At 59.0% G+C, this 23,575-nt stretch carries 20 protein-coding genes; 6 read left to right on the top strand and 14 right to left on the bottom strand.

The features are described 5' to 3' along the window. Window positions 1-2: 2 nt before the first annotated feature. Genes ACSSNI_RS10110 through ACSSNI_RS10100 form a run of 3 tightly spaced genes read right to left on the bottom strand, consistent with a single transcriptional unit; the run spans window position 3 to window position 3,203 of the window. Window positions 3-1,250, bottom strand: a complete 1,248-nt coding sequence (locus tag ACSSNI_RS10110) for a lipoprotein-releasing ABC transporter permease subunit (protein ID WP_200637721.1) — start codon at window positions 1,248-1,250, stop codon at window positions 3-5. After that, window positions 1,250-1,948 carry a lipoprotein-releasing ABC transporter ATP-binding protein LolD gene (gene lolD, locus ACSSNI_RS10105; RefSeq protein WP_102834824.1) on the bottom strand — a complete coding sequence of 233 codons (699 nt, stop codon included), beginning with the start codon at window positions 1,946-1,948 and terminating at the stop codon, window positions 1,250-1,252. The genes ACSSNI_RS10110 and lolD overlap by 1 nt, the downstream gene beginning before the upstream one ends. Window positions 1,949-1,955: 7 nt before the next feature. Then, entirely contained in the window at window positions 1,956-3,203 is a 1,248-nt protein-coding gene (locus ACSSNI_RS10100; protein ID WP_200637719.1) for a lipoprotein-releasing ABC transporter permease subunit, read from the bottom strand. Between the two features lie 100 nt (window positions 3,204-3,303). Here ACSSNI_RS10100 and ACSSNI_RS10095 point away from each other — a divergent pair, with 100 nt between their 5' ends. Genes ACSSNI_RS10095 through ACSSNI_RS10085 form a run of 3 tightly spaced genes read left to right on the top strand, consistent with a single transcriptional unit; the run spans window position 3,304 to window position 4,904 of the window. Continuing rightward, complete coding sequence (locus ACSSNI_RS10095; RefSeq protein ID WP_148924672.1) at window positions 3,304-3,876, top strand: PilZ domain-containing protein; 573 nt, start codon at window positions 3,304-3,306, stop codon at window positions 3,874-3,876. A gap of 3 nt (window positions 3,877-3,879) precedes the next feature. Then, window positions 3,880-4,185, top strand: coding sequence for a phosphodiesterase (locus ACSSNI_RS10090; protein ID WP_102834827.1), 306 nt, complete (start codon window positions 3,880-3,882; stop codon window positions 4,183-4,185). Beyond that, the gene (locus ACSSNI_RS10085; RefSeq protein WP_200637717.1) at window positions 4,182-4,904 is read left to right on the top strand and encodes a glycerophosphodiester phosphodiesterase; all 723 of its coding nucleotides are present in this window, start codon (window positions 4,182-4,184) and stop codon (window positions 4,902-4,904) included. Before ACSSNI_RS10090 ends, ACSSNI_RS10085 begins: the two co-directional genes overlap by 4 nt. 114 nt (window positions 4,905-5,018) lie before the next feature. Here the strand turns inward: ACSSNI_RS10085 and sthA are convergent, their stop codons facing one another. The 10 genes from sthA to ACSSNI_RS10035 all read right to left on the bottom strand — a co-directional run bounded on the left by sthA (window position 5,019) and on the right by ACSSNI_RS10035 (window position 15,481). After that, window positions 5,019-6,413, bottom strand: coding sequence for a Si-specific NAD(P)(+) transhydrogenase (gene sthA, locus ACSSNI_RS10080; protein ID WP_102834829.1), 1,395 nt, complete (start codon window positions 6,411-6,413; stop codon window positions 5,019-5,021). Window positions 6,414-6,601: 188 nt separating this feature from the next. After that, window positions 6,602-6,832, bottom strand: a complete 231-nt coding sequence (nqrM, locus tag ACSSNI_RS10075) for a (Na+)-NQR maturation NqrM (protein ID WP_102834830.1) — start codon at window positions 6,830-6,832, stop codon at window positions 6,602-6,604. After that, on the bottom strand, window positions 6,829-7,752 hold the full coding sequence (locus tag ACSSNI_RS10070; protein ID WP_234484486.1) for an FAD:protein FMN transferase: 924 nt from the start codon (window positions 7,750-7,752) through the stop codon (window positions 6,829-6,831). Before ACSSNI_RS10070 ends, nqrM begins: the two co-directional genes overlap by 4 nt. Window positions 7,753-7,855: 103 nt before the next feature. After that, window positions 7,856-9,082: an NADH:ubiquinone reductase (Na(+)-transporting) subunit F gene (nqrF, locus tag ACSSNI_RS10065; protein WP_178114644.1), complete on the bottom strand. Its 1,227-nt coding sequence runs from the start codon at window positions 9,080-9,082 to the stop codon at window positions 7,856-7,858. 12 nt (window positions 9,083-9,094) lie between these two features. Beyond that, on the bottom strand, window positions 9,095-9,703 hold the full coding sequence (gene nqrE, locus ACSSNI_RS10060; RefSeq protein ID WP_102834833.1) for an NADH:ubiquinone reductase (Na(+)-transporting) subunit E: 609 nt from the start codon (window positions 9,701-9,703) through the stop codon (window positions 9,095-9,097). Continuing rightward, window positions 9,703-10,377 carry an NADH:ubiquinone reductase (Na(+)-transporting) subunit D gene (locus ACSSNI_RS10055; protein ID WP_178114591.1) on the bottom strand — a complete coding sequence of 225 codons (675 nt, stop codon included), beginning with the start codon at window positions 10,375-10,377 and terminating at the stop codon, window positions 9,703-9,705. Before ACSSNI_RS10055 ends, nqrE begins: the two co-directional genes overlap by 1 nt. Further along, on the bottom strand, window positions 10,374-11,162 hold the full coding sequence (locus ACSSNI_RS10050; protein WP_102834835.1) for a Na(+)-translocating NADH-quinone reductase subunit C: 789 nt from the start codon (window positions 11,160-11,162) through the stop codon (window positions 10,374-10,376). The genes ACSSNI_RS10055 and ACSSNI_RS10050 overlap by 4 nt, the downstream gene beginning before the upstream one ends. After that, window positions 11,155-12,366, bottom strand: a complete 1,212-nt coding sequence (locus ACSSNI_RS10045) for an NADH:ubiquinone reductase (Na(+)-transporting) subunit B (protein ID WP_102834836.1) — start codon at window positions 12,364-12,366, stop codon at window positions 11,155-11,157. Before ACSSNI_RS10045 ends, ACSSNI_RS10050 begins: the two co-directional genes overlap by 8 nt. Before the next feature lie 3 nt (window positions 12,367-12,369). Further along, the gene (locus ACSSNI_RS10040; protein WP_102834837.1) at window positions 12,370-13,707 is read right to left on the bottom strand and encodes a Na(+)-translocating NADH-quinone reductase subunit A; all 1,338 of its coding nucleotides are present in this window, start codon (window positions 13,705-13,707) and stop codon (window positions 12,370-12,372) included. Window positions 13,708-14,029: 322 nt separating this feature from the next. Next, window positions 14,030-15,481 carry a glyceraldehyde-3-phosphate dehydrogenase gene (locus ACSSNI_RS10035; protein WP_200637713.1) on the bottom strand — a complete coding sequence of 484 codons (1,452 nt, stop codon included), beginning with the start codon at window positions 15,479-15,481 and terminating at the stop codon, window positions 14,030-14,032. Between the two features lie 160 nt (window positions 15,482-15,641). Between ACSSNI_RS10035 and mfd the strand changes: the two genes are divergently transcribed. The 3 genes from mfd to ACSSNI_RS10020 are packed head-to-tail and all read left to right on the top strand — an operon-like array spanning window position 15,642 to window position 22,908. Next, window positions 15,642-19,088 (top strand): transcription-repair coupling factor, encoded by a 3,447-nt coding sequence (mfd, locus tag ACSSNI_RS10030; RefSeq protein ID WP_200637711.1) that lies wholly within the window; start codon window positions 15,642-15,644, stop codon window positions 19,086-19,088. Between the two features lie 39 nt (window positions 19,089-19,127). Next, window positions 19,128-22,412 carry a DEAD/DEAH box helicase gene (locus tag ACSSNI_RS10025; protein WP_234484445.1) on the top strand — a complete coding sequence of 1,095 codons (3,285 nt, stop codon included), beginning with the start codon at window positions 19,128-19,130 and terminating at the stop codon, window positions 22,410-22,412. A 10-nt stretch (window positions 22,413-22,422) separates the two neighbouring features. Next, window positions 22,423-22,908: a GNAT family N-acetyltransferase gene (locus ACSSNI_RS10020; RefSeq protein ID WP_234484444.1), complete on the top strand. Its 486-nt coding sequence runs from the start codon at window positions 22,423-22,425 to the stop codon at window positions 22,906-22,908. Between the two features lie 57 nt (window positions 22,909-22,965). Here the strand turns inward: ACSSNI_RS10020 and wrbA are convergent, their stop codons facing one another. Continuing rightward, entirely contained in the window at window positions 22,966-23,565 is a 600-nt protein-coding gene (gene wrbA / locus ACSSNI_RS10015; RefSeq protein WP_102834841.1) for an NAD(P)H:quinone oxidoreductase, read from the bottom strand. Window positions 23,566-23,575: the final 10 nt, after the last annotated feature.

Genomic DNA, 23,575 nt, shown 5'->3' with positions numbered 1-23,575 from the left:
ACCTACTCGTAGCGCAGCGCTTCGGCCGGCTGTGTCTGCGCGGCCCGCCAAGCGGGATAGACCGTCGCCAGAAAACTCAGCAGCAGTGCCGCCAAGGTGACCAGCAAGACATCTTGCAGCCGCAGTTCAGACGGCAAGGTGCTGATGAAATACACATCCGAACTGAAGATGTGCTGTCCCGACACCTTTTCCAGCCAGGATACGAGAGCGCTCACGTTCATGGCGCCGATCACCCCTAGCACGGTCCCTATCAGGGTCCCGGTCAGACCGATGATGCTGCCCTGCACCATGAAGATCGCCATGATCTGCCGAGGCGTTGCACCCAAGGTACGCAGAATCGCGATATCCGCTCGTTTGTCGGCGACCACCATGATCAACGTGGCGATGATATTGAACGCTGCGACCGCCACGATCAGCAAAAGCAGCAGACCGATCATGGTCTTTTCCATTTTCATCGCACTGAACAAGCTGCCCTGGGTAAGTGACCAGTCCTCGCCGCGGTACCCCTCACCTAGCCCGGCGACAAGCTCGCTTGCGATCTGGGGCGCCCGATAGAGATCTGCCAGCCTGACCCTGACGCCTTCGACCTGATTCGGCTGCCAACGAAGAATCTGAGCGGCATCTGCTCGGTGAATCATTGCCAGACTGCCATCCAGCTCAGCACCGACTTTGAATACCCCAACGACGTTCAGGCGCTGCATTCGTGGCGTGATACCGCCAGGCGCATCGCTGAGCTCAGGCACGATAAGGGTGATCTTATCGCTCAGCTTCAGACCAAAGCGACGCGCGGTCATCAACCCGAGGATCACGCCTGATTCTCCAGGCTCAAGGTCATCAAGGCTGCCAGCGACCATCTTCGTGCCAAGGATCGACACTTCACTTTCAGCCTTTGGATCGATGCCTTTGATTTCAATCGGCTGCATCAAGCCCCTGTAGGAAAGCATGCCTTCAAGCTGGGTGATTGGTGCCGTGCCGAGCACCCCGGGGTGCTCCTGCAGCTGCTGGGCCAGCGATTGCCAGTCATCCACTGGCCGCCCGTTACCGGCAATCACGGCGTGCGGCACCATGCCCAGGATGCGGTTGCTCATTTCTCGCTGGAATCCGTTCATGACGGACAGCACGATGATCATCGCCAGCACACCCAGCGACAAGCCAATCATGGACGTCAGAGAAATGAATGAAATGAAATGGTTTCGACGTTTGGCCCGCGTGTAGCGGCTGCCAATGAAGATACTGAGTGGCCTGAACATTAACCAGCCACCAACCGACCATCTTCCAGACGCAATATGTGATCCATCTGCCCCGCCAGTTGCGGATCGTGGGTGACAACAAGAAAGGCCGTACGCAGTGAGCTGCTCAACTCCAGCATGAGATCCTGAATCCCTTGAGCAGTATGGTGATCAAGGTTGCCGGTTGGCTCATCGAGCAGCACCAGCGCCGGACGGTTCGCCAGCGCACGGGCGATCGCCACGCGCTGACGCTCTCCCCCGGACAGCTCTGAAGGCTTATGCGCGAGTCGATGGCCCAGTCCGACACGCTGCAACAGTTCGCTGGCCCGCTTGCGCGCTTCCGGTATCGGCGTTTTGCCGATCAGCAGCGGCATGCAAACATTTTCCAAAGCACTGAATTCAGGCAGCAGATGATGGAACTGATAGACGAAGCCAAGCGCACGATTACGTAACAGGCCGCGATCCTTTTCGCTGAGCGCAGAGAGTTCTTCTCCAGCCAGCCAGACGCTCCCGTCGCTAGGCGTATCCAGCCCGCCAAGCAGGTTGAGCAGCGTGCTCTTGCCGGAACCGGAAGTACCCACGATAGCGACCCGCTGGCCTGGAAACAGCTCCAGCTCGAGACCAGAAAGCACACTGACCGACTCCGGTCCCTGTTCGTAGCGTTTGCCCAGGTTGCGGCAGCTCAGTACCGCAGCCTCGTTCGCAGACCGTTCATTCATAGACAACTCACTCATATCGTAACGCCTCGGCCGGTTGCGTCCGGGCCGCACGCCACGCCGGATACAGGGTGGCGAAAAAGCTGAGAATCAATGCTGCTGCGCAGACCTGAACCACGTCGACGATCATCAGTCGAGACGGCAGATAGTCGATGAAATACACGTCTGCACTGAGAAACTTGTGCCCGATCAGCCGCTCTAGCGCGGCGACCCAGCTACTGACATTGAGCGCCGCGAAGATGCCCAGCAACGCACCCACCAGTGTACCCACGACACCAATCACGGTGCCCTGGACCATGAAGATCGCCATGATCTGCCGCGGCGTCGCGCCAAGCGTTCGCAGTATCGCGATATCGCCACGCTTATCGGTCACAACCATCACCAGCGTCGAAATGATATTGAAGGCTGCCACCGCGACGATTAGCAGCAGCAGCAGGCCGATCATGGCCTTTTCCATACGGATCGCCTGATAAAGGTTTCCGTGGGTGCGGGTCCAATCGCGCGAATAGAACTCATCACCCAGCTGGCCCGCCAGCTCCCAGGCAATGCGCGGGGCCTGGAACAAATCGACGAAACGCAGGCGCAGCCCCTGAACCTGATCCGGCTGCCAGCGATGCAGTCGTGCCAGATCGGAGATGTTGGCCATGGCCACATGACCATCAATCTCGCCCGCCCCCACATGAAAGATACCGCGGACGGTGAATCGCTTCATGCGAGGGAATACCCCAGCCGGCGTAACGGTGACCTCAGGGGCCACGAAGGTGACCTTGTCGCCGACAGCTACGCCCAAGGTGCTGGCGGCCTTATCACCGATAACAATGCCGAACTCACCGGGCGCCAGCTCAGCCAACGCACCCTCACGAAAGAATTGACCCACTATGGATACTTTCGGCTCGATAACCGGGTCCACAGCGTTGATCAATATTTTGCTGACCTGCCCGCGATGAGTCAGCAGTCCTTGCATCTGTATGAACGGAGCAACAGCAGCGACTTGAGGATGCTTCATGAGCTGCTTGGCCACGGTCCGCCAGTCGTCGATTGGGGTTGAGCTTTCGACGGTAGCGTGAGGCACCATGCCCAATACGCGACTGCGCATTTCATGATCGAATCCATTCATCACCGATAGCACGACAATCATGACCAGCACACCGAGCGCCAGCCCGATCATGGACGTGAAGGAGATGAAGGAGACGAAGAGGCTGCGACGTCTGGCGCGTGTGTAGCGCGCCCCGATATACACGGACAGCGGTCTGAACATAAATCGTTGGGTTCGCTTTCGCTGGCGGGAAATAACAAGCTGAATGACGACGCCAAGCGGCCTGATACACTCAAGCCATCACTGCAGCTCAGGGATCGACATGCCCATAGAAGACACTGATGATCGCCGCGAATACTATCGTATCGAGGACATGATCGCACTGGAAATCCTGCCGCCGGAACACGCCGAAACAGTCTCAGGCGCGGGTTCGACGCAACGGTTCGCATTGCTCGGCGAACTTCACCAGTTAGACTTCGAAGCACAGCATCTGCTGCGTCAGATAGCCGAAGGCAACCGTACTCTGGCCAATTACCTCAAGGTACAGAACAAGCGTATCGACTTGATTGGCCAGGCGCTCGCTCAGGATCTACTGCAAGACCTCGGGCCTGCACGCGCCACCGTACTGTCAGAAGGCGGCATCAGTTTCGTCAACGACCAACCGCTTGACGTGGGCTCGACCTGGCTGCTGAAACTGGCGCTGATGCCCCAAGGCCTGGGTATGTTGCTAACCGCACGCGTGGCGAGCTGCCAAGCCCTCGAGAGCGGGCAATTTGCGATCGGAACGTCCTTCGAAGCGCTGACTGATGCACAGCGACAACTGCTTGCACGACATATCCTGCAGAAACAGGCGGCGGAACGACGCCTAGCTCGTGAAAGCTCGCAAGGAACCTGATTGATGCGCCCTCTTCTGCTGCTACTGCTGATTACCAGCCTTAACGCGCCTGCAAACGCTGAAGACATCAAGATCCCGCTCGGCCAGCAAGGCCTGGTCAACCTCCCGCTCCCCAGCCGCGGGGACGCGAAAATCGATGTGCTTGATCATTTCGGTCTGGCCGATGAGGAACACCCGGCTGTTGGACAGCCACCGATCACTCGCTGGGATTACCGCGACTTTTCCGTCTATTTCGAGGGTAACCGGGTGATCGACAGCGTTGTCCATCCCCAACATCCTTCGTCATCACAACCAGAGAGACAACCGTGACGCTAATCTATGGCCACCGCGGCGCAAAGGGTGAGGCGCCTGAAAACACCCTGGCCAGTTTCAAACAGTGCCTCGCTCACGGCGTTCGTCGCTGCGAACTCGACCTGCATCTTTCCAAAGATGGTGAGCTGATGGTCATCCATGACCCGACGCTCAAGCGCACCACAGGAAGACGCGGCAAGGTCGTCGAGCATGATGCAGAAGAACTGACCCAATACGACGCGCGCCAGGGAGGCCCCAGCTGGAAACAGCCATGCCCCATACCGCGCCTAGAAGAGCTGTTCGAACAGTGCGAATTCGACCACTGGCAGCTGGAAGTTAAAAGTGCTTCGCGCGTTCGCGCCGCGCGCTCCGTATTGGCGATTAAAGCGCTAGCCGAACGTCATGGTTTGCTTGACCGGGTCACCGTGACATCAGGTTCGCGAGAGGTACTGCGCGCCTTGAAACGACTGACACCTGAGCTTTCCTGCGGCCTGGTCGCCGAATATGCCTGGCTCGACCCGCTGAAAGTGGCCAAGCAATATGATTGCTCGCTATTGGCACTGAAGTGGACCCTATGCACGCCTGAGCGAATCGCCAAAGCGCGTCAACTTGGCCTGCACGTCTCGGTCTGGACGGTGAACGATCCGGGCTTGATGCGTCGACTTGCAGATTTCGGTGTTGACAGCCTGATCACCGACTATCCCGGCCTCGCCGTGACGACGCTACGCAACGCGTAAAGCAAGGCCGCCATCACTGGCGGCCTGAAATCCTGCCCTAAAAACTTTCCCGATTTGGCCAACGCCACCCTCGTGTATCTTCCCCGACCGGCTCAGGCCACCGGTCGGAGCCGCTCAAAAAAGCCGGTTTAGCCCGTCGAAGGCGGCGACGCGGTAGGCCTCGGCCATGGTCGGGTAGTTGAAGGTTGTATTGATGAAATACTTAAGGGTGTTTGCCTCGCCCGGCTGGTTCATGATCGCCTGGCCAATATGGACAATTTCCGAAGCCTGATAGCCAAAGCAATGCACACCCAGTACCGCCAGCGTCTCGCGATGGAACAGGATTTTCAGCATACCGACCGGCTCGGCTGAAATCTGCGCACGTGCCATGCCCTTGAAGAACGCTTTGCCCACCTCGTACGGCACCTTCGCTTCAGTCAGTTCACGCTCGTTCTTGCCGATCGAACTGATCTCCGGAATGGTGTAGATACCGGTAGGCACATCATCGACGAAACGCCAGCTGTCGTTCTCCACGATACTGCCCGCCGCAGAACGCCCCTGGTCGTAAGCGGCGCTCGCCAGTGATGGCCAACCGATTACGTCGCCCGCCGCATAGATGTTGCCGACATCAGTGCGGTAATGCTCGTCGACTTTGATCTGACCGCGGCTGTTGACTTTAAGGCCGATATTTTCCAAGGCGAGCTTGTCGGTATTGCCGGTTCGACCGTTACACCAGAGGAAGGCATCGGCCTTGATCTTCTTGCCCGACTTCAGATGCAGGATCACGCCGTTGTCCACACCCTCAACGCGCTCATACTCCTCGTTATGACGGATAAGCACGTTGTTGTTGCGCAGGTGATAGCTGAGCGCATCGGAAATCTCGTCATCGAGGAAGCTGAGCAGCTGGTCACGATTGTCGATCAAGTCAACCAGCACACCGAGGCCGCTGAAGATCGATGCGTACTCGGAACCGATCACGCCTGCCCCGTAGATAATCAGACGACGCGGGGTATGGCTCAAGGTGAGAATAGTGTCGCTGTCGTAGACACGCGGGTGAGAAAAGTCGACATCATCAGGGCGATAGGGACGAGATCCAGTCGCGATGATGAACTGGTTGGCAACCAGAGTTTCAACCATCCCGTTAGCACTGACCACTTCCACGGTCTGCTCGTCAGCAAAGCTGGCGGTGCCAAAGAAGATATCAATTCGGTTACGCGCGTAATAGCCCGTACGGGAGGTGACCTGCTTGGCAATTACGCTTTCGGCACTCTTCAGGACGTCGGGAAACGAAAACCAACGAGGCTCACCGATCTGACGAAACAAAGGGTTGGTGTTGTACTGCATGATCTGCCGTACCGAGTGGCGCAGCGCTTTGGACGGGATGGTACCCAGATGGGTCGAGTTACCACCCACGTGAGGCCTGCTGTCGACCACAGCGACCTTGCGCCCGGCCTTGACCGCGTTCATCGCCGCGCCTTCGCCGGCAGGGCCCGAGCCCAATATCACCACATCGTAATTGTAGACAGCCATATTCACCCCAGACCAGGCAGCAGGCAGCCCTGCCGCTGTTAACGAATTCGGGAAACCGGGTAGCGGAAGTTGCTTATCGGCGCGCCGCCAAGTGGCTCATTGCGCCGGTGGACGGTTTGCCTCGACCTTGCATGCAAAGACCAACGCTCGGGACACTGAATATCCCGAGCTTTCGATCAAGTCGGCTGTCAGCGTCTGGTCGCGTCGTACGCGAGATCTGCTTTATCACCGTGGCTCGCCTGTTCATTGACTTCTTCACACTTCTCACGGCTCCCGCCGCAAATCGAACACTCTTTTTCGATGCCAAGATTGGCAATGCCCCCGCAGGAGCCGGCGATGGGCTTTCGACCCATGATCACGCCGATGGACATGCCGAACACCACCAGCAACATGACCAGAAAAACGATTAACCAAGTCATTCGCCTACTCCCACACCGAATAGCTCATCAAAGGCCTCAGTGCTTTTGCTAATGAATTCCTGTCCTTCACGAATTACGAAGAACGCCGCAATGTCTCGCTCCGTCGCGTACGCCAGACCACGCTCGGGGCCGAGCACCATTAATACAGTAGACAACCCATCTGCCCTCAATGTCGAGCGATCGACAACCGTCACGGCGGCCAGGTGATGATCGATCGGCGCGCCGGTTACCGGATCAAGCGTATGCGAATAACGCTTGCCGTCACGCTCGAAATAGTTGCGATAGTCGCCTGACGTGGACACTCCATAGCCATTGAGCTCGACAATCCGCTGGGCTACTCGCTCATTGTCATGCGGCGCCTCGATTGCAATTCGCCAGGGCGCCCCATCGGGCTTACGGCCAAGCGCTTTGAGCTCTCCAGTGATCTCGACGAGGTAACGACGAACGCCGGAAGCCTCCAGGTTGGCGGTTACCCGTTCCACTGCGTAGCCGGCAGCGATGCTATTGAAATCAACCTGTACGGCTACATCCTTGCAAAGCTGTTCGCCATCAATCCGAATATGCTGATGCCCCATGTTTTCTCGAGCCGCGGCGATCTCGTCGGCAGAAGGCACCCGCTCGCCGGTTCCATGGGGACCGAAGCCCCAGAGATCAAGCAAGGGTTCTACCGTCAGATCAAAAGCGCCTGCGCTTTCCTTCGAGAGCTGCTGGCCGGCGCGAAAAAGCTCAAGAACCTCGCCGGGCATGGCCATGCACGCGCCGGGGGGTAGCGCATTGAACGTCTCGATATCCGAGTCGGCACGGTAGGTCGACATCTGGCTGTCGATCTTGGCCAGAATTGCCTCCGTCTCGTCTCGCAACTGCTCTTTGGAAACAGCGGCGTCATCGGCCACATACTTCACAGAATAAGTGCTGCCCATGGTGGGCCCGCCGAAACTTTCTACCTTGTCCTGAAACAGACAGCCCGTCAGGGCTGCCGCCAGGGCGGCAACGATGACGGGCTGAAGTAACGCATGGGTCATACTATCCGCCGAAGTCGTCGAGAAGGATGTTCTCCGGTTCGACGCCGAGGTCGGTGAGCATCTTGATCACCGAGGCGTTCATCATTGGCGGGCCGCACATGTAGAACTCACAATCCTCAGGCGCCGGATGGTCCTTCAGATAGTTCTCGTACAGCACGTTGTGAATGAAGCCAGTCGGACCTTCCCAGTTGTCTTCAGGTTGCGGGTCGGACAATGCAAGATGCCACTGGAAGTTGTCGTTTTCGGATTGCAGCTGATCGTATTCTTCGACGTAGAAGGCCTCGCGCATCGAGCGCGCGCCGTACCAGAAACTCATCTTGCGCTTGGATTTCAAACGCTTGAGCTGGTCGAAGATGTGAGAACGCATGGGCGCCATACCCGCACCGCCGCCGATGAAGACCATTTCCGCGTCGGTGTCTTTGGCGAAGAACTCGCCGAACGGTCCGTACACCGTCACTTTGTCACCAGGCTTCAGGCTGAAGACCCAGGAGGACATCTGGCCAGGCGGCAGATCATCTTTGCCTGGGGGTGGCGAAGCGATACGGATATTGAACTTCACCAGCCCCACTTCCTCCGGGTAGTTCGCCATGGAGTACGCACGAATCACAGTCTCCTCGACCTTCGACACATACTTCCATTGGTTGAACTTGTCCCAGTCGCCGCGATATTCCTCCTGGATATCGAAGTCCTTGTAACGGACTTCATGAGGCGGGCATTCCAGCTGCACATAACCACCCGCACGGAAGTCTACGTTCTCGCCTTCCGGCAGCTTCAAGGTGAGTTCCTTGATGAAGGTCGCCACGTTGGGGTTGGACAGAACCGTGCATTCCCATTTCTTGACGCCGAACACTTCTTCCGGGACTTCGATCTGCATGTTTGCCTTGACCGGCGTCTGACAGGACAAGCGCCAGCCTTCCCCAGCTTCACGACGGGTGAAGTGAGACTCCTCCGTCGGCAGCATCTCGCCGCCACCGCTTTCGACGATGCACTTGCACTGCGCGCAGGTACCACCGCCGCCGCAGGCAGACGACAGGAAGATATTGTTGGCCGCCAAGGTTTGCAGCAATTTGCCGCCAGCAGGGACCGTAATGGTGCGTTCGCCGTTGATCTCGATGCTCACGTCGCCGCTGGAGACCAGCTTGGCGCGCGCCGCGAGGATGATCACAACCAGTGCAAGCACGATGGCGGTGAACATGCCGATGGCGAGGAAAATTTCGTAACTCATCAGTTCATCCCGTCCTTACAGCTGTACGCCAGAGAAAGACATGAAGCCCAGCGACATCAGTCCGATGGTGATGAAGGTGATCCCGAGGCCCTGAAGGCCTTCCGGCACATCGCTGTACTTGAGCTTTTCGCGAATCCCGGCAAGCAAGGCGATAGCAAGCGCCCAGGACAACCCCGAACCCATGCCATAGACCACACTTTCAGCCAGGTTGTAATCGCGCTCTACCATGAACAGCGTGCCACCCATGATGGCGCAGTTCACGGTGATCAACGGCAGGAACACGCCCAGCGCGTTGTAGAGGCTGGGTACGTACTTGTCGAGGGTCATCTCCAGGATCTGAACGATCGCCGCGATTACGCCGATGTAGCTCAGCAGGCCGAGGAAGCTCAAATCGACTTCCGGCAGGCCAGCCCAGGACAACGCACCGGCCTTCAGCAGGTAGGTGTAGATCAGGTTGTTGGCTGGAACGGTGATGGCCTGCACCACGATGACCGCGATACCCAGACCGATAGCCGTTTCGACCTTCTTCGAGATTGCGATGAAGGTACACATGCCAAGGAAGAACGCTAGGGCCATGTTCTCGATGAACACGGCACGGACGAACAGGCTGATGTAGTGTTCCATTAATAAGCCTCCTTGTTCGAGACCTGAGGCGCCATCTTGAAGGACGGCTTCTCGACCTGCTCCCGCTTCCAGCTACGGATGCCCCATATGAACAGACCGATCAGGAAGAACGCAGAAGGCGGCAACAACAGCAGGCCATTCGGCAGATACCAGCCACCGTCATTGACGACCGGAAGAATGGTGTAGCCCATCAATTTACCCGCACCGAACAGCTCGCGAATGATCCCGAGCGCGATCAGCATGGCGCTGTAACCCAGGCCGTTGCCGAGCCCGTCAAAGAACGAAAGCACCGGCGGGTTCTGCATGGCAAACGCCTCGGCCCGACCCATCACGATACAGTTGGTGATGATCAGACCGACGAAGACCGAGAGCTGCTTGGACAAGGAGAACGCGTAAGCCTTGAGCACCTGATCGACCAGAATAACCAGTGACGCAATGATCACCATCTGCACGATCATGCGGATCGAACCAGGAATCTGGCTGCGGATCATCGAGATGAACAGGTTGGAGAATGCCACAACCAGTGTCAGCGCGATGGACATGACCAACGCTGTCTTCAGGTTGGAGGTAACCGCCAACGCCGAGCAGATCCCGAGGATCTGCAGGCCGATGGGGTTGTTGTTGAAGACCGGATTTAACAGGACTTCCTTAATAGTAGGTTGCGACATACTCAAGCCTCCCCAGCGCGCAGGTTAGCGATAAAAGGACCGAAGCCGTTCTCACCGAGCCAGAAGTGCAACAGATTGTTGACCCCATTACTGGTCAGCGTTGCGCCGGCCAGTGCATCGACCTGATGGTCGGCTTTCGGGCTCTGCGGATCGACTCCACCTTTGACGATCTGAATCGCCAGCTCTCCATCCTCGTTGTACAGCTCCTTGCCTTCCCAGAGGCTGCGCCACTTGGGATTGTCGACTTCACCACCCAGGCCTGGTGTTTCACCGTGCTGGTAGAAGCCGAGGCCCGCCACGGTATTCAGATCCTCCTGAAGGGCAAGGAAACCGTAGAGCGTCGACCACAGACCATAGCCACGCACCGGCAGTACCAGAGTATCCAGCTCTCCCTCGGTTTCGACGATATACACGACGCTATATTTCTCGCGACGCTTGATCGAAGCGATGTCCTGCTCTGGCGGCAGTGCATCGGACAGCTGTGGGTCCTTCGCAGCAACCAGTGGATCGAAGGTATTCGGATCGAACTCGTCGCTGAACTTGCCAGTTTCGAGATTGACCAGCTTGGCGACGATGCGCTCTTTATACAGCGCCTTCACCTCGGCGCCGGACATACCGGCCTCACCGAGCCCGGCAATCGCCAGAATGCTGCGCTGCTTGTCGAGCTGACGGTTCTCCAGCTGTGTCGGGCGCAATGCGACAGCCGCACCGGCAACAAATACCGAGCACACCAGACAAACCAGCAGGGCCACTATCAGCGTACGGACAGTGGATTCTTTTTGACTAGACATTGCGCGCCAGCCTCCGCTTGATATTGGCCTGGATGACGAAGTGGTCAATCAAGGGAGCACAGAGGTTGGCAAATAGAATTGCCAGCATCATGCCCTCAGGGAAGGCCGGGTTAACTACACGGATCAGCACCACCATCACACCGATGAAAATGCCATAGACCCACTTACCGGTATTGGTCATCGCAGCCGACACGGGGTCGGTGGTCATGTAGATCAGACCAAAGGCGAAACCACCCACCACCATGTGCCAGTACCAAGGCATGGCGAACAATGGATTGCTGTCCGAACCGATCAGATTGAACAAAGAGCTCAGTGCGATCATGCCGATCATGGTGCCGGCAACGATACGCATCGACGCAATCTTGGTCATCAGCAGTACCGCGCCGCCAATGAAGATAGCCAGCGTACTGGTTTCGCCCAGCGAACCATGAATGGTGCCGACAAAGGCGTCCATCCAGGTGATACCGCTTTCCACAACGTTTTCTATGCCACCGGCAAAACCGAGGCTAAGAGCAGTGGCGCTGGCATAGCCGTCGACTGCAGTCCAAACCGCGTCGCCGGACATTTGTGCCGGGTAGGCGAAGAACAGAAACGCACGACCAGTCAGAGCAGGGTTGAGGAAATTCTTACCAGTGCCGCCAAAGATTTCCTTACCGATAACGATACCGAAGCTGATACCCAGTGCGACCTGCCAAAGCGGGATGCTAGGCGGCAGCGTAAGCGCGAACAGGACCGAGGTAACGAAGAAGCCCTCGTTGACCTCATGCTTGCGGATCGAAGCGAAAAGTACTTCCCAGAAGCCACCGACGATGAAGGTGACCGCATAAACCGGCAGGAAGTACGCTGCGCCCTGGATAAAGTTATCCCACGCACTGGTTGGATCGAAACCCGCCAACGCACTGATCAGTGCAAACTGCCAGCCTTCCTGTACAGCAAGCAGATCAGGGCTTTGTGCGTAGATCAGGTTGGCCTGATAACCGGTGTTCCACATACCAAAGAACATGGCCGGAAAGGTGCAGAGCCAGACGGTAATCATCATCCGCTTCAGGTCAATGCCATCACGCACATGAGCAGTGGTCTTGGTAACGCTGCCCGGACGATAGAGGAAGGTGTCCGCCGCTTCGTAGAGCGCGTACCACTTCTCGTACTTGCCGCCCTTTTCGAAGTTGTGCTCGATCTTGTCGAGGAATTCGCGAATGCCCATGCCTTAACCCTCCTTCTCGATACGGGTCAGATTGTCTCGCAGGATCGGGCCGTACTCGTACTTGCCGGCACAGACGTAAGTGCACAACGCCAGGTCTTCTTCATCGAGCTCGAGGCAACCCAGTTTCTGCGCAACCTCGGTATCTCCAACGATCAGCGAGCGCAGCAGCTGGGTTGGAAGAATGTCGAGCGGCATGACCTCTTCGTAGTTGCCAACCGGCACCATGGCGCGCGGGCTGCCGTTGGTGGAAGTTGAGAAAGCGAATTTCTTGCCGCCCATCAACTTGGAGATGTAGATATTGAGGATCGAGTGCTTATCGCTACCGGCACGCAGGTAGTGCAGCATTTCCCGCTCCTTGCCTTCGCGCAGACAGGACACCTGCTGGTGATAGCGACCTAGAAACGCAAAAGCGCCATGCGCTGTACGACCGCCCAGGACAGACCCGGACACGACACGATTTGCGCCGGGCTGCAGCTCGCCGGCGGTCAGTTCATCAAGATTGGCGCCCAGGCGAGTGCGTACCAGACGCGGGGTTTCTACGACCGGGCCGGCCAACGAGACCACACGCTCCACCGAAAGCTTACCGGTCAGAAACAGCGCACCGATCGCAATCACATCCTGATAACCGACCGTCCACACGCTTTTGGTGGCGCTTACTGGATCCAGGAAATGGATATGCGTGCCAGCTAGACCCGCAGGATGCGGACCAGCGAAGCGCTCAGTCTGAACTTTGGCAACCTGTTCGCCGGGCAGCGAAGCGCCATCGGCCTTGCACAGAAATAGCTTACCCAGATTGCCAAGAACCTTGAGCCCTGCTTCGAAATCAGCAGCCCGCTCCGCAATGATCACTGCTGGGTCGGCAGCCAACGGATGAGTATCAATGGCAGTGACAAAGATTGAGCTCGGCACGGCATCGATAGCCGGAACTTTGCTGTACGGACGAGTGCGCAACGCAGCCCAGAGACCGGCTTGCTGCAAATTCTCACGGACCTTCTCGTCACCCAGGCCTTCCAGCTCGGTCGAACCGTACTGGTTGAAAGTCAGCTCTTCGGTGCCCTCCAAATCGACGACCACCGATTGCAGGACGCGCTTTTCGCCACGGTGTATCGCGCTTACAACACCCGCACCGGGGGCGGTGAAGTGGACGCCAGGTATCTTCTTGTCGGAAAACAATACCTGACCCAGTTTCACGCGATCACCGACCTGAACTTCCATGGTCGGTTTCATGCCAGGGTAGTCAAACCCTACTACGGCGACGCTTCGCACGGGCCTTCCGGCCTCGATACGCTGCGCCGGCGCACCTGCAATGGGCAAATCTAGCCCACGTTTAATATTGATCATCGGCTCGCCTAACCACTGATTTTGAAAGACTTTTTTACAGGCCCAGCGATTTAGCTGAAGGTCGAATTGCACGACGCGCACCAAAAATATATTGGCGCGACGCTATGCCACGGGCCCAGGTAGAAATCCGCCCGATTATAGAGGCCGCGACACGTGACTGACCACCCAAGGCCTTCCAATTTTTTGACTGAAGACAAGCGGTCATCCGCAACCGACTATTGACGCTTCGCCTGCAAGTACGATGAATACGGCATACGCGGCGAGCTGAAAAATGAAAAACGGGAGCCGAAGCTCCCGTTTTGTCTGCAGTGCTAGCTGCCTGTTAGCGTGGAAACGCAGGTGGGTTTACGCCCGCCATGTCTTCCATCACGCGCACCACCTGACAGCTGTAGCCGAACTCGTTGTCGTACCAGACATACAGAACGACACGGTTGTCGCTGCAGATCGTGGCCTCAGCATCCACTACGCCTGCGTGACGAGAGCCTACGAAATCGCTTGAAACAACCTCCTGCGAATTAACGAAGTCGATCTGCTTCTGCAGGTCCGAATGCATGGCCATCTGGCGCAGGTACTCGTTGATTTCTTCGCGGCTCGTTGCCTTTTCCAGGTTCAGATTGAGAATCGCCATGGAAACGTTCGGCGTCGGAACGCGAATGGCGTTGCCGGTCAGCTTGCCCTTGAGCACCGGCAACGCCTTGGCGGCAGCTGTCGCAGCACCCGTTTCGGTGATGACCATGTTCAGCGCAGCGCTACGACCACGACGACTGCCTTTATGGAAGTTGTCGATCAGGTTCTGGTCGTTGGTGTAGGAATGCACAGTCTCGACATGACCATTCACGATGCCGTACTGGTCATTGACCGCCTTCAACACCGGCACGATTGCGTTGGTGGTGCAGGACGCTGCAGAAACAATCTTGTCGTCAGCCGTGATCTCGCCATGGTTGATGCCATGAACGATGTTCTTCAACTCGCCCTTGCCAGGCGCAGTCAGCACAACACGGGCAACACCCGGGCACTTGAGGTGCTGGCTGAGACCCTCCGCGTCGCGCCATTTACCGGTGTTGTCGACCAGCAGAGCGTTTTCGATGCCGTACTCGGTGTAATCCACCGAAGCAGGATCGTTCGAATAGATCACCTGAATCAGGTTGCCATTGGCAGTGATGGTGTTGTTTTCGGCGTCGATGTGGATGGTGCCTTCGAACGGACCATGCACCGAATCGCGGCGCAGCAGGCTGGCGCGCTTGACCAGATCGTTGTCAGCCCCCTTGCGCACGACAATGGCACGCAGACGCAGGCCATCGCCGCCGCCCGTCTTTTCAATCAGGATGCGGGCGAGCAAGCGACCGATACGACCGAAACCATAGAGCACAACATCGGTGCCCTTGTGGACGCCGGTGGTGTTGCGCTTGCCAGCGACTTCAGCCAGCTCGTCACGCACGAACTGGTCAAGGCTGCGACCGTTCCCCTCAGCCTTGAACTTCCCCACGACTTTACCCAGGTCCACCGAAGCGGCACCCAAGTCCATCTGGCTCATGGTGGTAAGAATCTGATGAGTTTCATTGACGCACAGCTCGGCTTCGTCAGCCTGACGGTGACGCGCAAAGCGATGTGCTTTGAGCAGTGCGATGACCGAACGGTTGATCAACCCACGGCCATAGATGGAAGTCACCACGTTGTTGTTACGATACAGCTGACCAATCAGCGGAATCATCGCTTCGGCGAGGGCTTCTCGATCAATCCATTCACCAAGACACTGGTCGGGCTTCTGAGTCACGGGCAGTTCCTTCCAACATGTAGGGGCTGAGAAAAAGGGCTACATTATGCCGCCGCACCCTAGCGTCGGCAATCTGTGCAGCCGAAACACTGACAGCGTTCCGCGCGGATAGTTACAATCCCGGCGGTCCATTTTTTATCGACCGGAGCCACGCCCACTCGTGTCCGTATTGCGCCTTCCGCCCATGCCTGCCGCCAGCGGCAAGCAAACCTGGGGCAACCTTCCTGGAGCTGCGCTGAGCCTGGCCATTGCCGAAGCCGCCAGCAACGCAGACCGATTCACTCTCCTCCTGACCGCCGACAGCCAGAGCGCCGAACGCCTGCAGGAAGAGCTTGCCTTCTTTGCGCCCGACTTGCCGGTTCTGCACTTTCCCGACTGGGAGACGCTGCCCTATGACGTTTTTTCACCGCATCAGGACATCATCTCCCAACGGATCGCAGCGCTCTATCAGCTGCCAGAGCTGACTCACGGCGTTCTGGTAGTTCCCATTACCACAGCGCTACACAAACTCGCCCCGAAGCGTTTTTTGCTCGGTTCCAGTCTTGTACTGGATGTCGGCCAGAAACTCGATGTCGAGCAGATGCGTGCCCGCCTCGAAGCGGCCGGCTATCGCTGCGTCGATACGGTGTACGAGCATGGCGAGTTTGCAGTGCGCGGCGCGCTGATCGACCTGTTCCCGATGGGCAGCCCCCTGCCCTACCGTATCGACCTGTTCGACGACGAAATCGAAACGCTGCGCACCTTCGATCCGGAAAACCAGCGATCCATCGACAAGGTCGACTCGATCCGCCTGCTGCCAGCTCGCGAATTCCCGCTGAAGAAGGAGTCGGTCACTGGCTTCCGCGCGCGCTTCCGTGAACGCTTCGATGTGGATTTCCGCCGTTGCCCGGTCTACCAGGATCTGTCCACCGGCATCACCCCGGCCGGGATCGAGTACTACCTGCCGCTGTTCTTCGACGAGACCTCCACGCTGTTCGATTACCTGCCGGAGGACACCCAGGTGTTTTCGCTGCCGGGTATCGAGCAGGCCGCAGAGCACTTCTGGAAAGACGTACGTACTCGCTACGAAGAGCGTCGCGTCGACCCTGAGCGGCCTTTGTTGCCCCCGGCCGAATTGTTCATGGCCGTCGAGGATTGCTTCGCTCACCTGAAGCTGTGGCCACGCGTCGTGGCCAGCCAGGACGATGTGGAAAGCGGCATCGGTCGCGAGCGCTTTGCCGCCAGTCGCTTCCCGGAACTGGCGATCGATGCCAAGGCCAGCGAGCCGCTCGGTGCGCTTCGCCGTTTCCTCGATGAGTTTCCCGGTCGCGTACTCTTCACCGCCGAATCGGCTGGTCGCCGTGAAGTCCTGCTGGAGCTACTGGCGCGACTGAAGCTACGCCCGCTGGAAGTTTCAGGCTGGCCGCAGTTTGTCGAAAGTGGTGAGCGTTTAGCCATCTCGATCGCACCATTGGACGACGGCCTGCTTTTGCAGGATCCGGCTATCGCGCTCATCGCGGAAAGCCCGCTGTTCGGCCAACGCATCATGCAGCGCCGTCGGCGTGAAAAAGGGCGTGATGCCGGTGAGAATGTCATCAAGAACCTCACCGAATTGCGCGAAGGCGCACCGGTGGTGCACATCGACCACGGTGTCGGTCGTTATCACGGCCTGGTCACGCTGGAAATCGAAGGCCAGGCCGCCGAATTCCTCATGCTGCAGTACGCTGAGGACGCCAAACTCTACGTGCCGGTCTCCAGCCTGCACCTGATTGCCCGCTACACCGGCAGTGACGACGCCCTCGCCCCGCTGCACCGCCTGGGTTCGGAAACCTGGCAAAAAGCCAAGCGCAAGGCCGCCGAACAGGTTCGCGATGTTGCTGCGGAGCTGCTCGACATTTATGCCCGTCGCGCCGCACGCGAAGGCTACGCCTTCGAAGATCCGCAGCTGGACTACGAAACATTCAGCGCTGGCTTCCCGTTCGAAGAAACGCCGGACCAGCAGGCCGCCATCGAAGCCGTACGTCACGACATGCTCGCGCCCAAGCCCATGGACCGCCTGATCTGCGGCGATGTGGGCTTCGGCAAGACCGAAGTCGCCATGCGAGCGGCCTTCATCGCGGTGCACAGCGGCCGTCAGGTGGCAGTGCTGGTGCCCACCACCCTACTCGCGCAGCAGCACTACAACAGCTTCCGTGACCGTTTCGCCGACTGGCCGGTGCGCGTCGAAGTGATGAGCCGCTTCAAGTCCGCCAAGGAGATTCAGGCCGCGGTCGACCAGTTGGCCGAAGGCAAAGTCGACATCCTCATCGGCACCCACAAGCTGCTGCAAGACGATGTGAAGTTCACCAATCTGGGCTTAGTGATCATCGACGAAGAGCACCGCTTCGGGGTGCGCCAGAAGGAACAGCTCAAGGCGCTGCGCAGTGAAGTCGACATTCTGACCCTGACCGCCACGCCGATTCCGCGCACGCTGAACATGGCCGTCGCGGGGATGCGCGATCTGTCCATCATCGCCACGCCGCCGGCGCGTCGACTGTCAGTACGCACCTTTGTCATGGAGCAGCAAAACTCCGTGATCAAAGAGGCGCTACTGCGCGAGCTGCTGCGCGGCGGCCAGGTTTATTACCTGCACAACGACGTGAAGACGATCGAGAAGTGCGCCGCTGATCTCGCCGAACTGGTCCCGGAAGCGCGTATCGGCGTAGGTCACGGGCAGATGCGCGAGCGTGAGCTCGAACAGGTGATGGGCGACTTCTATCACAAGCGCTTCAACGTGTTGATCGCCTCGACCATTATTGAAACGGGCATCGACGTACCGAGCGCCAACACCATCATCATCGAGCGTGCCGACAAGTTCGGCCTGGCTCAACTGCACCAGCTCCGCGGCCGGGTCGGCCGGAGCCACCACCAGGCCTATGCCTACCTGCTGACGCCGCCACGCAAGGCCATGACGCCCGACGCTGAAAAGCGCCTGGAAGCCATCGCCAATGCGCAGGATCTCGGGGCTGGTTTTGTCCTGGCCACCCACGATCTGGAGATTCGCGGCGCGGGCGAGTTGCTTGGCGATGGTCAGAGCGGGCAAATCCAGGCGGTCGGCTTCACCCTCTATATGGAAATGCTCGAGCGCGCGGTCAAATCCATTCAGAAAGGTGAACAGCCGAACCTCGACCAGCCGCTCGGCGGCGGCCCGGAAATCAACCTGCGCGTTCCGGCGCTCATCCCGGAAGATTATCTGCCGGATGTACATGCACGCCTGATTCTCTACAAGCGCATCGCCAATGCTGCCGATGAGAACGGCCTGCGCGAACTGCAAGTGGAGATGATCGATCGGTTCGGACTGCTGCCGGAGCCGGCCAAGCACCTGGTCAGGTTAACCTTGCTCAAGTTGCAGGCCGCCAGCCTCGGTATCACCAAGATCGACGCAGGTCCTCAGGGCGGGCGCATCGAGTTCGCCGCGGACACCAGTGTCGACCCGATGGTGCTGATCAAACTGATCCAGAGCCAGCCCAACCGCTACAAATTCGAAGGCGCCACGATGTTCAAGTTTCAGGTGCCGATGGAGCGTGCCGAGGAGCGCTTCAACACGCTCGAAGCATTACTCGAACGTTTGTCCGTGGAAAAGCCGTAACGATGCCGATGATGCCCGTGCTCGTCACCCGACCCGCCGATGCAGGGTGACTTTCTTCCCAACCTGCCAGGCCCCTGGCGATTGCCGTTTTCTGAAAACGCTATCGCCAGGGGCCAGCAGTACGCAGCGGAGGACCGCATCAGGCTCGTGCGGGAGGATTCGCGTTACGTCGAAGCGACGTGTCGCGGTTCAGGTGGCAGCGTCTATCGTCAATCGCTTGAGCTATCCCGCGATGGCAGGCTCAGCTGCATCTGTAGCTGCCCGGTTGGTCTCAACTGCAAGCATTGCGCAGCCCTGATAGCAACCCTCGAAACGAGAGCCGAGCGCTTGCCTGCCAAGCAGAGCGAGCAGTCCGGCGAGCGCTTCCCTGACCGGCTGGAACAGTGGCTATCGCAACTCCCGCAGGCGTTGGGCGACAACCTCCAAGCCGGCCAAGGCTGGTGTCTGCAGTATCTGTTATGCCCTGACTTCACCATAGAGGTCTACAAGGCGCGCCAACACAAAGACGGCACATGGGGCGAGCGACAGCCCTACTACGGTCTGCGTGAAGCCGGCTTTCGCCAGCCAAACTTCATGCAACCGCTGGATCTACGCATTACCGCACTGGCTACGCTGGGCCGCACGTCAGGTAACGGGGTCAACCCGAACGGCGAAAACGGCGGCGAAATCCTGCGACTGATTCTCCAGACCGGTCGCGCCTCTCTCAGTTGGGATCAGCCCCCTCTGCAGCCCGGAAGAACCCGCCAGGCGCGCTTCAGCTGGAACGAGCAATCCGACGGCAGCTTCAAGCCTGGCCTGGACATGGCCGATACCGACGGCCAACTGATCAGCACTGTGGACCCGCTGTACTACTTCGACAGGACCCGGAACGAACTGGGCTTGGTCGATCACGGTCTGCCGATGTCGCTGGCCCGACACCTGCTCGATGCACCTGCGGTGCCGTCCGCCCAGGCCGCCCTGTTCAGCCTGACGCTGCATGAAATCGCCCCACAGCTGCCGGCCCCCGCCAAGCCTGAAGAACATCAGGTCGATGATCTGCTCCCCCTGCCCCACCTGAGCCTCGGCAGTCATCAGGCGGTCAACTACCAGCCCAGCAGCGGGCGCATGGTCAGCGAGCACCAGCATCGTGCTGGGCTGAGTTTCCTCTACGGCCGCACTCAGGTTCACGGCAAAGCCAAGCCTGGCCAGCGTGTCCGGCAGACCGAAGGCGCTCGCGTGCTTAGCATTGCCCGCCAGCCAGACGTCGAGCAGGCACTGCGCCAGCAATTGCAGCAACTGGGTTTCCGTCCGGCGCTGCGTCAGAGCCTGGCGCTTCCCAAGGACTCGGCAGAGATGTTCGAGCTGCAGAACGAGGCGGCCTGGCTCACTTTCACGCAGACCCAGCTCTCCCCGCTGCGCGAGCAAGGCTGGCAAGTGGTCATGCAGCCCGGCTTTGCTTATGACGTGACACAGATTGATGCCTGGTATGCCGAGGTCGACGAACCGCCCGAGCACAGCTGGTTCGACCTAGAACTGGGCATCATCGTCGAAGGTGAGCGGATCAGTCTGTTGCCGGTTCTGCTCAGCCTGATCAGGCGCAACCCGGCCCTGCTTTCAGCGCAAGCGCTGGCGCAACGCAACGACGACGAGACCCTTCGGGTGCAACTTGCCCGACGCCGTGACGGCGATGATCAGCCACTGCAAGTGTTGCTGCCTTTTGGTCGTATGAAGCCCATCCTCGCCACTCTGTCCGAGCTATATCTGCAGGAACAGCCAAACGGCGAAAACCTTCGGCTGGAGCGATCCGATGCAGCGCGGCTGGCCGAACTGGATGCGCTTCCCTTGCAATGGAAGGGTGGCGAGCACTTGCGGGAGTTCGCCCAGCGACTGCGCGACTACCGCGCGCAGGACATCAGCCCACCGCAGGGTCTGAACGCAACGCTGCGCCCCTATCAGCTGGATGGCCTGCGCTGGATGCAAACCCTACGGACCCTCGCGGTCGGCGGTATCCTGGGCGACGACATGGGCCTGGGTAAAACATTGCAGACCCTTGCTCACCTGTTACTCGAGAAGCAAGCCGGCAAGCTGGACCGCCCCTCGCTCGTCGTGATGCCCACCACGCTTATCCCCAATTGGCAGGACGAAGCGGCCCGCTTCGCGCCGTCACTGAAAGTCGCGACGCTGCATGGGACGACACGTCGAAAGCTCTACCAGCATCTGGGCGATTACGATCTGCTGCTCACCACCTATGCGCTGCTGCCCAAAGACATCGACCTGCTCGCAGAAACACCGCTGCATGTGCTGGTGCTCGATGAAGCCCAGAACATCAAGAATGCCAGCAGCAAGGCGGCACAAGCCGCCGGACGCCTGGACGCCCGCCAGCGCCTCTGCCTGACCGGCACGCCGCTGGAAAACCATCTGGGCGAACTCTGGTCGCTGTTTCATTTCCTCATGCCCGGCTGGCTGGGTGACACCAAGCAATTCAACCGGGACTACCGCACGCCCATCGAGAAACACGGCGACGCCGAGCGGCTGGAGCACCTCAGCAAACGGATAAAACCTTTCCTGCTCAGGCGGCGTAAAGAGCAGGTTGCCCAGGAGCTGCCGCCGAAAACCGAGATCCTGCACTGGGTCGAACTCAGCCCGGCTCAGCGCGACCTGTACGAAGCCGTACGACTGGCCATGGACAGCAAGGTCCGCGAGGAGATTGACCGCAAAGGCCTGGCGCGCAGCCAGATCGTTATCCTCGATGCACTGCTCAAGCTGCGTCAGGTGTGCTGTGATCTGCGCCTGGTCAAGGGCGAAGCCGTGCGACCAGTTCGTGGCGGCACCTCAGGCAAACTCGATAGCCTGATGGAGATGCTGACTGAACTGCTCGCTGAAGGCCGGCGGATCCTGTTGTTTTCACAGTTCACCTCGATGCTCGCATTGATCGAAGACGAGCTGCAGAGCCGCGCCATCGACTACGTTCAGATCACCGGCGAAACCAAGGACCGGCGCACCCCGGTCAAGCGGTTCCAGAACGGGGACGTCCCGCTATTCCTGATCAGCCTGAAAGCTGGCGGTACCGGCTTGAACCTGACCGCGGCCGACACCGTGATCCATTACGACCCCTGGTGGAACCCGGCCGCGGAAAACCAGGCCACCGACCGCGCCCACCGCATCGGTCAGGACAAGCCGGTATTCGTCTACAAGCTGATCGCCAGAGCTACCGTCGAAGAGAAGATCCAGCAACTGCAGCAACGCAAAGCCGAACTGGCTTCCGGCGTGCTGGACGCCGGTGAGCAAGGCGGCTGGCAACTGGAGCCGAGTGATATCGAGGCGCTGTTTGCGCCACTGCCCTAGGGAAATGCATATGCGCCGACTGGTTGCCCCTGCCGATTACGATCGCGTCTACGACATCTACATGCACGAAACGGTGGTGCCTTTCCTCGGCTTCGACCCGATGCCACGGGAGGCTTTCAGCAAGGTGTTCGACCCGTTGTTCGAGAGCGGCTGTTTCTACCTGTACGAGGTCGATGGCGAAGTGATGGGCTTCTACAAGGCGCAGCGGCATGTTGGTCGCACTGCCCATGTGGCCTACCTGGGAACCTTGGCCGTGGCGCCGGAAGCGCAAGGCCGAGGCGTCGCCATTGCAATGATGCAGGACGCGATCTCGCGGCTGTGGCAAGCGGGCATCACCCGTATCGAGCTGACAGTTGAGGCGGACAATCCCCGTGCCATCGCGCTTTATGAACGCCTGGGCTTTGTCCACGAGGGTACTCAGCGCGCGGCCTACAAACGTGCCAGCGACAGCGGCTACGTCGACGAGCTGATGTACGGGTTGCTGCGGAACGATTGATCGCGGGTCGCCGAGGTGCCGGGCGAGCCAAGCCGCCTCGGCACCATGGGCAGTGGGTCAGCTTTTCAGCTTCACCGTGGTCTGGGCCACCAGCTCGCCCTGATAGCGGGCAATGGTCAGTTCCTTGTTCGAAGGCTGACGCGAGCCATCACCTCCAGCGATAGTCGAAGCGCCGTAAGGCGTTCCGCCGTTCATTTCGGAGATGTCGAAGAACTCGCCGATGCCATAGCCGGTCGGCACGATGATCATTCCGTGGTGCGCCAGGGTGGTCCAGGTCGAGGTAATGGTCATCTCCTGGCCACCGCCGGTGCCGGTGGAAGTGAACACGCTGGCGACCTTGCCATGCAGCGCGCCCTTGGCCCAGAGCCCGCCGGTCTGGTCGAGGAAGGTGCGCATCTGGCTGGACATGTTGCCGAAGCGCGTTGGCGTACCAAAAATGATCGCGTCGTAATCGGCCAGCTCCGAGGGATTGGCGACCGGCGCCTCCTGGTCAACCTTGCCGCCTGCATTTTTGAAAGCCTCTTCCGGCATGGTTTCCGGCACGCGCTTGACGGTCACTTCCGCCCCTTCCACACGACGCGCACCTTCGGCCACTGCATTGGCCATGGTTTCGACGTGGCCATACATTGAGTGGTACAGCACGAGAATCTTTGCCATTTTCAGTTTC

The organism is Stutzerimonas tianxiuensis (assembly GCF_053470365.1).
Note: the sequence above shows the minus strand (reverse complement) of the source record. Positions and strands in the feature narration are given on the sequence as shown.